This window comes from Actinacidiphila sp. bgisy160 (genome assembly GCF_965342435.1).
In the GTDB taxonomy this organism is placed as follows: domain Bacteria; phylum Actinomycetota; class Actinomycetes; order Streptomycetales; family Streptomycetaceae; genus Actinacidiphila.
This window is the reverse complement of record NZ_CBDRCM010000040.1, coordinates 37,774-52,111: the sequence shown is the minus strand read 5'-3', so window position 1 is coordinate 52,111 and position 14,338 is coordinate 37,774. Positions and strand designations below refer to the sequence as shown.

Annotated in this window: 11 protein-coding genes; 5 read left to right on the top strand and 6 right to left on the bottom strand. The window is 71.8% G+C overall.

Annotated elements, in window-relative coordinates; genetic code table 11:
• Positions 1-11 precede the first annotated feature (11 nt).
• The 4 genes from ACRWNP_RS26565 to eccD all read right to left on the bottom strand — a co-directional run bounded on the left by ACRWNP_RS26565 (position 12) and on the right by eccD (position 5,868).
• Entirely contained in the window at positions 12-1,388 is a 1,377-nt protein-coding gene (locus tag ACRWNP_RS26565; RefSeq protein ID WP_431965583.1) for a M16 family metallopeptidase, read from the bottom strand.
• Positions 1,385-3,619 carry a polyribonucleotide nucleotidyltransferase gene (locus ACRWNP_RS26560; protein WP_431965581.1) on the bottom strand — a complete coding sequence of 745 codons (2,235 nt, stop codon included), beginning with the start codon at positions 3,617-3,619 and terminating at the stop codon, positions 1,385-1,387. Before ACRWNP_RS26560 ends, ACRWNP_RS26565 begins: the two co-directional genes overlap by 4 nt.
• Positions 3,620-3,911: 292 nt before the next feature.
• On the bottom strand, positions 3,912-4,199 hold the full coding sequence (gene rpsO, locus ACRWNP_RS26555; protein ID WP_361804583.1) for a 30S ribosomal protein S15: 288 nt from the start codon (positions 4,197-4,199) through the stop codon (positions 3,912-3,914).
• Positions 4,200-4,398: 199 nt separating this feature from the next.
• Positions 4,399-5,868 carry a type VII secretion integral membrane protein EccD gene (eccD, locus tag ACRWNP_RS26550; RefSeq protein ID WP_431965578.1) on the bottom strand — a complete coding sequence of 490 codons (1,470 nt, stop codon included), beginning with the start codon at positions 5,866-5,868 and terminating at the stop codon, positions 4,399-4,401.
• 295 nt (positions 5,869-6,163) lie between these two features.
• Between eccD and eccCa the strand changes: the two genes are divergently transcribed.
• A complete protein-coding gene (gene eccCa / locus ACRWNP_RS26545; RefSeq protein WP_431965576.1) occupies positions 6,164-10,114 on the top strand; it encodes a type VII secretion protein EccCa in 3,951 nt (1,316 codons plus the stop codon).
• A 77-nt stretch (positions 10,115-10,191) separates the two neighbouring features.
• Here eccCa and ACRWNP_RS26540 read toward each other — a convergent pair whose 3' ends face one another.
• Positions 10,192-10,629, bottom strand: coding sequence for a hypothetical protein (locus tag ACRWNP_RS26540; protein ID WP_431965574.1), 438 nt, complete (start codon positions 10,627-10,629; stop codon positions 10,192-10,194).
• Positions 10,630-10,849: 220 nt separating this feature from the next.
• On the opposite strand from ACRWNP_RS26540, the gene ACRWNP_RS26535 reads away from it, so the two are divergent.
• Positions 10,850-11,359, top strand: coding sequence for a cupin domain-containing protein (locus ACRWNP_RS26535; RefSeq protein ID WP_431965572.1), 510 nt, complete (start codon positions 10,850-10,852; stop codon positions 11,357-11,359).
• Positions 11,360-11,789: 430 nt separating this feature from the next.
• Here the strand turns inward: ACRWNP_RS26535 and ACRWNP_RS26530 are convergent, their stop codons facing one another.
• Complete coding sequence (locus ACRWNP_RS26530) at positions 11,790-12,299, bottom strand: GNAT family N-acetyltransferase (RefSeq protein ID WP_431965570.1); 510 nt, start codon at positions 12,297-12,299, stop codon at positions 11,790-11,792.
• Between the two features lie 135 nt (positions 12,300-12,434).
• On the opposite strand from ACRWNP_RS26530, the gene ACRWNP_RS26525 reads away from it, so the two are divergent.
• From ACRWNP_RS26525 to ACRWNP_RS26515, 3 genes are all read left to right on the top strand, one after another.
• Positions 12,435-12,839 carry an SRPBCC domain-containing protein gene (locus tag ACRWNP_RS26525; RefSeq protein ID WP_431965568.1) on the top strand — a complete coding sequence of 135 codons (405 nt, stop codon included), beginning with the start codon at positions 12,435-12,437 and terminating at the stop codon, positions 12,837-12,839.
• 13 nt (positions 12,840-12,852) lie between these two features.
• Positions 12,853-13,548, top strand: coding sequence for an alpha/beta fold hydrolase (locus tag ACRWNP_RS26520; protein WP_431965566.1), 696 nt, complete (start codon positions 12,853-12,855; stop codon positions 13,546-13,548).
• A 350-nt stretch (positions 13,549-13,898) separates the two neighbouring features.
• Positions 13,899-14,291 carry a hypothetical protein gene (locus tag ACRWNP_RS26515; RefSeq protein ID WP_431965564.1) on the top strand — a complete coding sequence of 131 codons (393 nt, stop codon included), beginning with the start codon at positions 13,899-13,901 and terminating at the stop codon, positions 14,289-14,291.
• Positions 14,292-14,338: the final 47 nt, after the last annotated feature.

Genomic DNA, 14,338 nt, shown 5'->3' with positions numbered 1-14,338 from the left:
CAGGCTCGGGCTCAGGCGACGGACTCGTGCAGTCGAGCGGCCTGCCGGTCCTTCAGCGGGCCTATGACGGCCAGTGAGGGACGCTGTCCCAAGACATCGCGGGCGACCGCGCGCACCTCGTCGGGTGTGACCGCGGCGATCCGCTCCAGTGTGGCGTCCACCGACATCTGCTCGCCCCAGCAGAGCTCGCTCTTGCCGATCCGGTTCATGAGCGCGCCGGTGTCCTCCAGGCTGAGTACGGTCGAGCCGGAGAACTGGCCGATGGCGCGGCGCAGTTCCTCGTCGCTCAGCCCGTGTTCGGCGACCTGGTGCAGCTCCTCGCGGCAGATCTTGAGGACTTCGTGGACGCGGCGCGGCTGGCAGCCGGCGTACACGCCGAACAGGCCGCAGTCCGCGAAGGACGAGGTGTACGAGTAGACGCTGTAGGCGAGGCCGCGCTTCTCGCGGACCTCCTGGAACAGCCGGGAGCTCATGCCGCCGCCGAGCGCGGTGTTGAGCACGCCCAGCGCCCAGCGCCGGTCGTCGTGCCGGGACAGCCCCGGCACGCCGAGCACGACGTGTGCCTGCTCGGTACGGCGCTCCAGCAGCTCGACCCTGCCCTGGCCGCGGATCGTGCGAACGCCGCCGCGCGGGGCGCGGGGCACGGCGTCCGTGTCGCGGAGGGCGCCCGCGTCCTCGAAGGCCTTGCGGACCTGGCGGACGACGGTGGCGTGGTCGATGTTGCCCGCGGCGGCGACGACCAGCCGCGTCGGGTCGTAGTGCTTCCGGTAGAAGCGGGCGACCTGGTCGCGGGTGAGGGCGTTGATGGTGTCGACGGTGCCGAGGACCGGGCGGCCCAGCGGGGAGTCGCCCAGCATGGAGGTGGCGAACAGGTCGTGGACCTGGTCGCCGGGGTCGTCCTCGGTCATCGCGATCTCCTCCAGGACGACACCGCGCTCGGCGTCGATGTCCTCCTGGCGGATCAGGGAGCCGGTCAGCATGTCGCTGACCACGTCGATGGCGAGCGGCAGGTCGGTGTCGAGGACACGCGCGTAGTAGCACGTGAACTCCTTGGCGGTGAAGGCGTTCATCTCACCGCCGACGGCGTCGATCGCCGAGGAGATCTCCAGCGCGCTGCGCCGGGAGGTGCCCTTGAAGAGCAGGTGCTCCAGGTAGTGCGTGGCGCCGTTCAGGGCCGGGGTCTCGTCGCGGGAGCCGACGCCGACCCAGATGCCGAAGGTCGCGGAGCGCACGGTCGGCAGGGTCTCGGTGACGACGCGCAGTCCCCCGGGCAGGACGCTGCGCCGGACCGTGCCGATGCCGTCGGTGCCGGGCAGGAGGGTCTGCGTGCGGACGGCCCGCCCCTTGGTGGAGGGGCGGGCCGTCACACGAGTGGTGCGGGTGGTCACTTCTCGGACGCGTCCTCGGCCTTGTCGTCGGCCTTCTCGTCGGACGCCTCGTCCCCCTCGATGACCGGGATCAGCGACAGCTTGCCGCGCTGGTCGATCTCGGCGATCTCGACCTGGACCTTGGAGCCCACGGCGAGGACGTCGTCGACGTTCTCCACACGCTTGCCACCGGCCAGCTTGCGGATCTGCGAGATGTGCAGCAGGCCGTCCTTGCCCGGGAGCAGGGAGACGAAGGCACCGAAGGTGGTGGTCTTCACGACCGTGCCCAGGTAGCGCTCGCCGACCTCGGGCATCGTCGGGTTGGCGATGCCGTTGATGGTGGCGCGGGCGGCCTCGGCGGACGGGCCGTCGGCGGCACCGATGTAGATGGTGCCGTCGTCCTCGATGGTGATCTCGGCGCCGGTGTCCTCCTGGATCTGGTTGATCATCTTGCCCTTGGGGCCGATGACCTCACCGATCTTGTCCACCGGGATCTTGACGGTGATGATGCGCGGGGCGTTCGGCGACATCTCGTCCGGAGTGTCGATCGCCTCCATCATCACGTCGAGGATGTGCAGACGGGCGTCGCGGGCCTGCTTGAGGGCCGCGGCCAGGACCGACGCCGGAATGCCGTCGAGCTTGGTGTCCAGCTGCAGCGCGGTGACGAACTGCTTGGTGCCGGCGACCTTGAAGTCCATGTCGCCGAACGCGTCCTCCGCACCGAGGATGTCGGTGAGGGTGACGTAGTGGGTCTCGCCGTCGATCTCCTGGGAGATCAGGCCCATGGCGATGCCGGCGACCGGGGCCTTCAGCGGCACACCGGCGTTCAGCAGCGACATGGTGGAGGCGCAGACCGAACCCATGGAGGTGGAGCCGTTGGAGCCGAGCGCCTCGGAGACCTGGCGGATGGCGTACGGGAACTCCTCGCGGGCCGGCAGCACCGGCAGGAGCGCCCGCTCGGCCAGCGCGCCGTGGCCGATCTCGCGGCGCTTGGGGGAGCCGACGCGGCCGGTCTCACCGGTGGAGTACGGCGGGAAGTTGTAGTTGTGCATGTAGCGCTTGCGCGTCTCGGGCGACAGCGTGTCCAGCTGCTGCTCCATGCGCAGCATGTTCAGCGTGGTGACACCCAGGATCTGGGTCTCGCCGCGCTCGAACAGGGCCGAGCCGTGCACCCGCGGGATCGCCTCGACCTCGGCGGCCAGGGTGCGGATGTCGGTGACGCCGCGGCCGTCGATGCGGACCTTGTCCTTGATGACGCGCTCGCGGACCAGCTTCTTGGTCAGCGAGCGGTAGGCCGCGGAGATCTCCTTCTCGCGGCCCTCGAACTGCGGCAGCAGCTTCTCGGCGGCGAGACCCTTGACGCGGTCCAGCTCGGACTCGCGGGCCTGCTTGCCGGCGATGGTCAGCGCCTGCTTGAGCTCGTCGGCGACGGCTGCCTCGAGCGCCTCGAACACGTCGTCCTGGTAGTCCAGGAAGATCGGGAACTCGGCGGTCTCCTTGGCGGCCTTGGCGGCCAGGTCGGCCTGCGCCTTGCAGAGCACCTTGATGAAGGGCTTGGAGGCCTCCAGACCCGCGGCGACGACCTCCTCGGTCGGCGCCTCGGCGCCGCCCTCGACGAGCTTGATCGTCTTGTCGGTGGCCTCGGCCTCGACCATCATGATCGCGACGTCGCCGTCCTCGAGGGTGCGGCCGGCCACGACCATGTCGAAGACGGCCTCCTCCAGCTCGCTGTGGGTCGGGAAGGCGACCCACTGACCGCGGATCAGCGCGACGCGGACGCCACCGATCGGGCCGGAGAAGGGCAGGCCGGCGAGCTGCGTGGAGCAGGAGGCGGCGTTGATGGCAACCACGTCGTAGAGGTGGTCGGGGTTGAGCGCCATGACCGTCGCCACGACCTGGATCTCGTTGCGCAGGCCCTTCTTGAAGGACGGGCGCAGCGGGCGGTCGATCAGGCGGCAGGTGAGGATCGCGTCCTCGGAGGGACGGCCCTCACGGCGGAAGAAGGAGCCGGGGATCCGCCCGGCCGCGTACATGCGCTCCTCGACGTCCACCGTCAGGGGGAAGAAGTCGAGCTGGTCCTTCGGGTGCTTCGAGGCGGTGGTGGCCGACAGCACCATGGTGTCGTCGTCCAGGTAGGCCACGGCCGAGCCGGCGGCCTGACGGGCCAGGCGGCCCGTCTCGAAGCGGATCGTACGGGTGCCGAAGCTGCCGTTGTCGATCACGGCTTCGGCGTAGTGGGTCTCGTTCTCCACTATGGGGATTCTCCTCTTTCGTGCCGCCGGGCGTCTTCCCGGTGGCCGTCGGTGGAGGGGCGTCCCGCCGGGCCGGTCTTCGATCGAAGCCTCCGGGACGTACGTGCTGCCCGGCGGCCACTACCGAGGACCGGCTCTGGTGGCGCTTAGGAGGACGCTCCCTCCTCATGCTCTATGGCGTTGTGTATGGGACCAGACTACAAAGCTTCTGTCCCGGTCTCGCGCCCAGCGCGGTCCCGTGGGTACGCCAAGGGAGCGGCTCCCGGGTGGGAACCGCTCCCTTTACGGCGTCTCAGCGGGCGCCGGCCGCACCGCGGCGGATGCCGAGGCGCTCTACCAGGGCGCGGAAGCGCTGGATGTCCTTCTTGGCCAGGTACTGCAGCAGGCGGCGGCGCTGGCCGACCAGGATCAGCAGACCACGACGGGAGTGGTGGTCGTGCTTGTGGGTCTTGAGGTGCTCGGTCAGGTCCGAGATGCGGCGCGAGAGCAGCGCGACCTGGACCTCGGGGGAGCCGGTGTCGCCCTCCTTGGTGCCGAACTCGGCGATGATCTGCTTCTTCGTCGCGACGTCGAGCGACATACGGTCTCCTTGTGGTGTCGGTGCCTCCGAGCGCCCCTGGTCTGCGTCACAGGAGAAGCTTCGATGACCCGGAAGGCATGACGCGCCGCACATGGGCGGACGCATCGACTACACAGAGTACCACCCCGGGCCCGGTGCGATGTCCGGGGCCGGGGTGGCGGGTGCCGCGGGTGCCCCGGGCGGCCTGGGGCCGCCCGGCTCAGCCGCTGGTCATGCCGCGGGCCTCGGCGTACAGGTCGAGGACCGCGAGGGCGAGCGGGATCAGGGAGAGCAGCACGGTCGCCTCTGCGAGGTCGAGCATCCGGCCCCAGAAGGGGGTGACGCCCTTGCTGGGGACGATGAGGGCGATCGCGACCAGGAGGGCGGCGCCGAGCGCGACCGCCGCGGACAACCACACGGTGCGGATGTCGAGCGAGGAGTGGTTGCCGCGCAGCAGGTCGGTGAGGACGTCGGTCGGCAGGTTGAGGGAGAGGCCGATGATCAGCAGCGCGATGGTGACCACACCGGCGACCATCAGCGTCACGACCTGCGAGGTGTAGCGGAACAGCCGGGCGCGCATCAGCGTCGCCAGGCCCATGGCGAGGGCGAGCAACTGCGCCCAGGTGCTGTCGGAGAAGCCGAGCACGACGCCGGCGGAGCCCACGATCGCGGCGGCGCAGCCGCCGACCAGGCCGAGCAGCAGCTCGTGGCCCCGGCGGGCCTGGCCCGTGATCCGGTCGAAGTCGACCGGCTCCTCCTCGCCGTGCCGGTCGCCGTCGCCGCGGTGCCGGGCCTGGACCTGGTCGGGCGAGCGGAAGCCGATGGGCAGCCGGGCGAAGCGGGCGGACCAGCCGGGCAGGAAGCCGATGACGGCGATCATGACGACGGCGGTGACGGCGGCGGCCTCGCGCGGCGCGGCGTCGGTGAGGATCGCCACGAAGGTGGCCACGGTGCCGACGCCGGCGGTGAAGGAGGCCGCGACGAACGGCGCGTCCCCCTGCGGCAGCATCAGCACGAGCAGTACGGCGGCGATGAGCACGACCACGCAGCCGATGAGGAAGTGCAGCCGGCCGGGCCCCTCGTTCTCGCCGAGGCCCATGATCCCGGAGCCGGCGACGAGCAGCAGGGGCAGGGACGCCAGGCCCAGGGCGACGGCGGAGTGCCGGTCGTCGTACACGCGGGCGCGTACCGAGGCGAGCGCCACCAGCACCAGGCCCGCGGCGCCGGCGAGGATGCCGGGCAGGCCGTGCATGTCGTGCTTGACCGGCTCGGAGAACCAGAGCACGAAGGCCACGAGGGCGAGCAGGATGACGCCCGCGGTCAGGCCCACGCCGCGCATCAGGCCGTCGTTCCAGCTGCGGCGGTCGGTCTCGACGGCGGCGGCGACGGCGTCGACGACGTCGTCGAAGACGGCGGGCGGCAGCGAGTCCGCGAACGGACGCAGCAGCAGCAACTCCCCGTCGTGCACGCGCTGTTCGGCCAGGGACAGGGTGCCGTCGAGGACACGCCCGTCACGTCGGACCAAGTTGTAGCCGGTGGGGGCGGCTTCGTCGGGTGTCTGGCCCGACAGGCGCAGTATCTCGGGGTGGATGTCGGACAGCGGCACATCCTCCGGGAGTGCCACATCGATCCGGCTGTTCGGCGCCGCCACCGTGACTCTGCAGAATCCCGTCGCTGAGATCGTGCTCACCTGGAGTGGTCCCCCTCGTCCGGTGATGGGTGGGTTGGGGTGAGGTCCACGCGGCCGTCCAGGGTCGGACCCCCGTCCGCGCTTCGCGATCCGTCACCCTACCGGGTACCCCAAGTCCCTTGTCCCCCACCCGTCCCAGTGCCCTGGGACTGTCATGCCCAGTAGGATCGCCACCTGCCTGTGGTCCAATGCCCGCCCCGCGCGGGGGTGGAGCGCGACCGGGACGTGTCATACGGGGGACCGTCGCCACGGGGGCGGCCCGAAACTGCGATTCGCGTGAAGGACTGGTGCATCGGTGAGCGTGGTCGTCATCAAGCGCCCGCCGCGGGTTTACCCGCCGGAGGTGCCGAGTGAGGAGGTACGGCTCGAAGCCCCGCCCGAACTGCCACGCGGCGAGGACCAGGGCCTGCTGATGAATCTGCTGCCGATGCTCGGCATGGGTTCGTCGGCGGCGTTCTTCTTTCTGCCCACGGGGTCGGGGACGTCCGGCGGGTTCATGAAGGTCATGGGCGTGCTCATGATGGGTTCCACCGTGGCGATGGTGGTGGCCCAGATCGTGCGCGCCCGCAAGGGGCCGTCGGGACAGATGGCGGAGGCCCGCCGGGACTACCTGAAGTACCTGGCACAAATACGCCGTGGGGTGCGCAAGACCGCCCGCAAGCAGCGTGACGCGCAGTATTACCTGCACCCGGCGCCCGAACAGCTGTGGGCGCTGGTCGCCGAGGGCTCACGGGTGTGGGAACGACGCTCCACCGACGCGGACTTCGCCCAGGTACGGGTGGGCCTCGGGCCACAGCAGCTGTCGACGCCGCTGGTGGCACCGGAGACCGCCCCGGTGGACGAACTGGAGCCGCTGACCGCGCACTCGATGCAGCAGTTCATCGCGGCCCACGGTTCGCTGGACAACCTGCCGCTGGCGGTGGGGCTGCGCTCCTTCTACCACGTGACGGTCTCCGGGGACCCGGACACCGTCTACGGGCAGACCCGCTCCATCGTGGGCCAGCTGTGCTCCCTGCACTCGCCGGAGGACCTCCTGGTCGCCGTCGTGGCGGCGCCCGGTGCCCAGTCGGAGTGGGAGTGGGTCAAGTGGCTGCCGCACGCGCAGCACAAGGAGCACGACGGCGCGGGCTCGCGCCGTCTGATCTGCGGCGACCTGGGTGAGGTCGAGGATCTGCTGGCGGACGAGCTCGACGGCCGCCCGCGCTTCAACCGCGAGGGCCAGCCGGTGCTGGACCAACCGCACGTGGTGATCGTGCTGGACGGCGGCGGCGTGCCGCCGGACTCGGTGATCGCCTCCGCCGAGGGCCTGCAGGGCGTCACGATCCTCGAGGTCGTCCCCGGCGAGCTGGACGACGCGCGCGGCTCGCTGTCCATCCAGGTGTGGCGCGACCAGCTGTACCTGGAGGCCGGTGCCGGCACCTTCACCGGTGTCCCCGACGTGCTGTCCTTGGTGCAGGCCGAGTCGCTGGCGCGGCAGCTCGCACCGCTGCGGCTGGGCGCCGCGGACGCCGACGAACCGCTGCTGGCGAACCTGGACTTCACCGACCTGATGGGGATCGGCGACGCGTCGTCGGTTGACGTCGCGCGGACCTGGCGCCCGCGGACGCTCCACGAGCGGCTGCGGGTGCCGATCGGTCTGGGCGAGACCGGCGAGCCGGTGATGCTGGACGTCAAGGAGGCCTCGCAGGAGGGCATGGGCCCACACGGACTGTGCGTGGGCGCCACCGGTTCCGGCAAGTCCGAGCTGCTGCGCACGCTGGTGCTGGGCCTGGCCGTGACGCACTCCTCGGAGACCCTCAACTTCGTGCTCGCCGACTTCAAGGGCGGCGCGACCTTCACCGGCATGGGCACGATGCCGCACGTGTCGGCGGTGATCACCAACCTGGCCGACGAGCTGACCCTGGTGGACCGCATGCGCGACTCCATCACGGGTGAGCTGACCCGCCGCCAGGAACTGCTGCGGCAGGCCGGCAACTACGCCAACATCACCGACTACGAGAAGGCCCGCGCGGCGGGCGCGGCGCTCGACCCGCTGCCCTCGCTGGTCCTGATCATCGACGAGTTCTCCGAACTGCTCGCCGCCAAACCCGACTTCATCGAGATGTTCATCCAGATCGGCCGCATCGGCCGTTCGCTGGGCGTGCACATGCTGCTGGCCTCGCAGCGCCTGGAGGAGGGCAAGCTGCGCGGCCTGGACACCTTCCTGTCGTACCGCATCGGTCTGCGGACCTTCTCCGCGGCCGAGTCGCGCACGGCGATCGGTGTGCCCGACGCCTACCACCTGCCCAACGTCCCCGGCGCCGGCATCCTGAAGTACGGCACCGACACGATGGTGCAGTTCAAGGCCGCGTACGTGTCCGGCACCTACCGGGCGCCGGGCACCCGGACCGCGAGCGGGGCGCGCATCGACCGCTCCCCCGTGCTGTTCACCGCCTCGCCGGTGCCCGTGCGCATCGTCACCGAGCCGGAGCCGCAGCAGCGCGCCGGGCAGGTGGACGACGCCCTGGCCGACACGGTGCTCGACGTCATCGTCGGCCGGCTGGAGGGCCAGGGGCCGCCCGCCCACCAGGTGTGGCTGCCTCCGCTGGACGAGCCGTTCAGCGTCGACCAGGTGCTGCCGCCGCTGACGGTGAGCGCCGAGCGGGGTCTGCACGCCGACGGCTACACCGCCACCGGCAAGCTCCAGGTGCCGGTCGGCCTGGTCGACAAGCCCTTCGAGCAGCGACGCGACGTGCTGTACGCGGACCTGTCGAGCTCCGGCGGTCACGCGCTGATCGTCGGCGGCCCGCAGTCCGGCAAGTCGACGCTGGTGCGCACGCTCATCGCCTCCTTCGCCCTGACCCACACCCCGAAGGAAGTGCAGTTCTACGCGCTGGACTTCGGCGGCGGCGGCATGCTGGCGCTGGACGGGCTGGCGCACGTCGGCGGGGTCGCCTCGCGGCTGGACGCGGAGAAGGTCCGCCGTACGGTGGCCGAGGTGCACGGCATCCTGGACGCGCGCGAGGAGTTCTTCCGCACCAACGTCATCGACTCCATGAACACCTTCCGCTCCCGCCGGGCCTCGGGGCACTTCCCCGACCAGCCGTGGGGCGACGTGTTCCTCGTCATCGACGGCTGGGGCACCTTCAAGACCGACTACGAGATGCTCGACCCGGTCATCAACGACATCGCCACCCGTGGTCTGGGCTTCGGCATCCACCTGGTCATCACCGCCACCCGCTACACCGAGATCCGGCCCGCGCTGCGCGACCAGGTCCTCAGCCGGCTGGAGCTGCGGCTCGGCGACCCGATGGAGTCCGAGTTCGACCGCAGGCGCGCCGAGAACGTGCCGGTCGGCAAGCCGGGCCGCGGTCTGTCCCCGGAGAAGCTGGACTACCTGGCGGCGCTGCCCCGCGTCGACGCCTCCTCCAGCGTGGAGGACCTCTCCGAGGGCATGGCGCAGTTCGTGGCGACGGTCAACTCCAACTGGCCGGGCCCCGTCGCGCCCAAGGTGCGGATGCTGCCGACGATGCTGCCGTCGAGCGAACTGCCCCGCGGTGGGGACTTCTCCGACCGCGGCATCGCGATCGGAGTGGACGAGCTCACCCTGTCGCCGGTGTTCGTGGACTTCGAGACCGACCCGCTGTTCGTCATCTACGGCGAGAGCGAGTCCGGCAAGTCCTCGCTGCTGCGGCTCATCGCCCAGCAGGTCAGCGAGCGCTACGAGCCCGGCAAGGCGCTGTTCGTGGTCTCCGACTTCCGCCGGGCGCTGCTCGGCCAGGTCCCGGACAGCCACGTGTACAAGTACTGCGCCTCCGGCCCGCAGCTGCAGGAGGTCATGGAGTCGCTGGCCGGTTCCATGGGCCGCCGGATGCCCGGCCAGGACGTCACGCCCGAGCAGCTGCGCAACCGCAGCTGGTACAGCGAGCCGGACGCCTGGGTCTTCGTGGACGACTACGACCTGGTCGCCACCTCGATGGGCAACCCGATGCAGGTGCTGATGGAGTACCTGCCGTTCGCCCGTGACCTGGGGCTGCGCATCGTGCTGTCGCGCAGCACCTCGGGTGCGTCGCGGGCATCCTTCGAGCCGTTCCTCACTCGCGTCAAGGAGCTGGGCGCCACCGGTGTGCTGCTCTCCGGCGATCCCGGCGAGGGCCCGGTCTTCGGCAACGTCAAGGCGTCCAAGCTGCCGCCGGGCCGCGCGCAGTTCATCACGCGGCGCCGTGGCAACCAGCTCATCCAGACCGGCTTCCTGCCGGAGAGGTGACCCCGTTCCGGCGCGCGGCGCCGGGACACGCGAGCGGGGGCGGGCCGGACGGCCCGCCCCCGCTCGCGTGTCGGCGTTCAGTCCCGCGAGGACGGCGGCCGGTAGGCGGGCGGGACGTCCCGGGGGTCGCGCCGCACGGCCCGGCGGTGGCCACCGGCGGCCTCGTCCTCCCGGGCGTCCTCGGCCTCCGCCGCCTCCGCCGCCCCCTCGTCGGCTCGCTGCTCGAACCAGCGCCGGGCGCGCTCCTCCTGCGCCGCCCGCTCCTCGGGCGTCAGCCGCTCGTCGGTCCGCTTCAGCTCGGCCATCCGGTCGCCGAGTGCGCCCAGGTAGGCGCCGGTACCCAGTGCCTCGCGCATGCCGAGGCGACCGGAGAGCACCTCCCGCGCCATCTCCTTGAGCGTGCCGTCCGCGTTGGGGTTGTCGGCGAGCGTCCTGAGGGCCTTGTGCAGCCGGCGGGCCTGCGCGGGGTCGTCCGCGACGTCCATCAGGTCCGCGTCGCTGATCTCCTTGCTCATCGGATCCGTTCCCCCGGTCGAGAGTGTCGTGACAAGAGTGCGGATGCCATCGTGCCATCAAGGGGAAGCCGCGACCACGGTGACGGGATCGCCGCCTGAGCGGGCAGCGTGGACACGCTTCGTCAACCTTTCGGCTGCCCTTCCCGGAGCGCTGAGCGGAGTTCCCCGATCGGATGTGGCACGGTCTGTCTGACCGATGCCGAAGGAGGCGACGAGCGCCATGTCCTACCCCGAGCCCCGCTACCTCGGAGAACAGGGCGAGACCAGCGCGCTGTTCCGCTCCGCCGACACCGCCGCGGACGTGATCGCGCCCTCGGGCAACCGCACCCACTACCTCGCCACGCACGCGTCGACGGGCGGCGACTTCGGCCTGTACCGGATCGACATGGGCCCGGGCTCCCCCGGCCCCAGCACCCACTTCCACCGGTCGATCTCCGAGTCCTTCTTCGTGCTGTCCGGGGCGGTGCAGCTCTTCGACGGGGAGCGCTGGATCACCGCGCGTCCCGGGGACTTCCTCCACGTGCCGGCCGGCGGGCTGCACGCCTTCCAGAACGACTCCGACGAACCCGTGTCGATGCTGCTGCTCTTCGCGCCCGGCGCGCCCCGGGAGGAGTACTTCGAGCGGGCCTGCGAGATGGCGCAGCGCGGGGGCGCGGCGTTCGGCGAGTTCCTGCTCCGTCACGACAGCTTCTTCGTGGACCCGCCGCAGGCCGGGCCGGAGCCGCTGTGACGCGCCCGGGCCGGTCTGCGGCCGACCCGCCCGGCGCCCAGGGCGACCAGCCGCTCCACCTCGGCCGCCTGTTCGGCGGCGTCGTCCACGTACGGGTCCAGGTGGACCCCGGGGGTGCTCCCCGCACCGGGGGGACGCTGATGCCGGGGCGATCCGCGGCCCGGCCGCTCCCGCGGCGGGCACCGGCACCGCCCAGTCGTCCTCCGCCCGCACCTCGCCGTCACGGGGCACGCAGGCACGTGGCCGAGGGCGGCGCCCCGGAAGGCCGCGGCGCGCGGCACGTCCGTCAGTGCGAGCATGATCGTCCCAAGGGTCGGCATGCGTCGATCGTGGCAGCCCCGGACGGGCGCGGACGGGCGCGGACGGGGCCGCGCGCGGGTTGCGCGGCGGCCCTCGGCGTGCTCGGCGACCGCGGGGAGCGCGCCCGGCGTCACGGGGCGTACAGCTCCAGGCACCAGTCGTTGCAGCGGATGGGGTGACCCGGCGGGTACTCGAAGTCGCACTCCTCCACCAGCGTGAAGCCGAGCTTGCGGCAGATCGCGTTCGAGGGGTGGTTGTCGACCTTGGGGAAGGCGTGCAGGAAGCGCGGGCCCCGGTCGGCAGCCGCCCGCGCGATGACGGCCTCCCCGGCGGCCGCGGCGACACCGCGCCCCTGGAACTCGGGCAGGACGCCCCAGCCGGTCTCGTACACCGTCCCGTCCCGCCAGGACCTCTCCCAGTAGCCGATGCTCCCGGCCGGCACCCCTTCGGGCAGCAGCACGATGCTGAACATCCCGCCGCCCTCCTCGCTCCCGCTCGCCAGGTACCGCTCGTGCCGGACGAGCAGCTGCTCCTCGGTCTCTGGGCCGCCGAGGTGGCGCATCATCGCGGGCGCGTTCGCCCGGCGGAGCAGGTCGAGGTCGCCCTCCGACCACGGCTCGATCCGTACCCGCGCGGCCATCTTCCGCTCCCCTCGTCGCTCCTGCCGATCACACCACACGCGTCGGACACCGCCACCGATGAGTTCCGCCGACCCGCCCGGTCCCATCCCCGGAGCCGTTCCGCAGTGGCCCGGCCCGACCAGGAAGGCAGCACCATGAACGACATCAGCATTACCCGGGTCTTCGACGCTCCGCTCGCCAAGGTGTGGAAGGTGTGGACCGAGCCGGAGTACTTCGCCCAGTGGTTCGGCGCCCCGCTGCCCACCGTCGCCATCGACGTCCGCCCCGGCGGCGCCTGGCGCGCCACCGTCACCACGCCGCAGGGCGAGATGCCGCTGAGCGGGGTGTACCGCGAGGTGGAGGTGCACGAGCGGCTGGTGTGGACGATGGAGGTCCCCGGCGCGCCCGAGGTCGTCATGGACGCCACCTTCACCGACCACGGCGACAGGACCGAGGTCGTCTACCGCCAGCCCGGCGTCCCCGAGGAGCACTGCGCCACGGCGGAGGCCGGCGCCGGCCACATCCTGGACAGCTTCACCTCCGTCCTGGCGACGTCCTGACGGGAGGGCGAACGTGACGGAAACGACCTTCGTCCTGGTCCCGGGCGCGGGGGGCGGCACCTGGTACTGGCACCTCCTCGTGCCGGAACTGCGCCGGCGCGGCCACGCCGCCGTCGCGGTGGACCTTCCCACCGGGGACGACTGCGCGGGGCTGCGGGAGTACGCCGACGCGATCGTCGCCGCCGCGGGCGACCGCGCGCCGCTGGTGCTGGTCGCCCAGTCGATGGCCGGCTTCAGCGCGCCCCTGGCCTGCGCACCTCTGGGGGACCGGCTCGTGCTGCTCGTACTGGTCAACGCGATGGTCCCGGCCCCCGGGGAGACCGCCGGACAATGGTGGGCCGCCACCGGCCAGCCGGAGGCCCGGCGCGCCCTCGACCTCGCCGAGGGCCGGCCGGCCAACGGGGAGTTCGACCCTCTCGTCACCTTCTTCCACGACCTCCCGCGGCCTGTGGCGGACGAGGCCCTGGCCCAGGAGAACCGGCAGTCGGACACCCCGTTCGGCGTGCCCTTCCCGCTGCGTACGTGGCCGGACGTGCCCACCCGCGTCGTCGTGGGCCGCGACGACCGACTGTTCCCGGCCGCTTTCCAGCGCGGTGTTGCCCGGGAGCGGATCGGCGTCGAGGCGGACGTCCTGCCGGGCGGGCATCTGCTGGCGCTCGCCGACCCGGGCGGGCTTGCCGACCTGCTGGTGGGGTGCCTGCCGGGCTGAGGCGGCGGCCTCGCGCGGGTGCGGGGCGCCGGGGGCTCACCAGTCCCGCCCGGTGCCCCGTGCCTGCGCCGTGCGGGCGGGCGGGCGGCGCCCGTCCCCGGCCGGCGCGGGTGCGGGGAACGAGATCCCCCCCGGATCGATGGTGGGCTGCGACGGGACGGCGCGTCGCCGGGCCGGCGGGATCCGGTATCGTCGTGGCGCGATTGGCATGCGCGCGTTAAAACGACGGGGGCCGGGGTGAAACCCGGTGCCTGCCCGCCCGGCACACCAGCCGGGCGGTCGCAGCGAACGGGGTTGGTACAGGGATGAGTTCTCCCTTTGACACGTCACGGCAGGGTGGCGCCGCCCGGATGCGGCTGAACTCCGTACCGGCGGATCCGGGCGGCGGCGGAACGTCCGCAGGAACGACGAAGGTCGACACCCAGCGCCTGGACGAGGCCGCCAACGCGCTGGTCGAACTGCGCGGTGACACCGAGAACGTCGACAACAAGGCCGACGAGGACACCCTCGGCGCCGTCACGGGCCTCAACAAGCACACCGCCCCCGGTCCTCCCGAGGGCGGCTCCTGGGCCACCGCGGGCTCCCTGGTGACGATGGACGTCCGCTGGGGCGACCAGGTCGTCAACCTCAAGCGCATGCTGCAGGACATCAGCGACAAGCTCCACGCCAGCACCGGCCACTACACCCGCACCGAGCAGGAGGAACAGGCCCGCCAGGCCTCCATCCACACCCCCTTCGGATAGGGACCGCCTTCCGGCCCGCGGGCCAGACGGCACGGCCGCAACGCAAA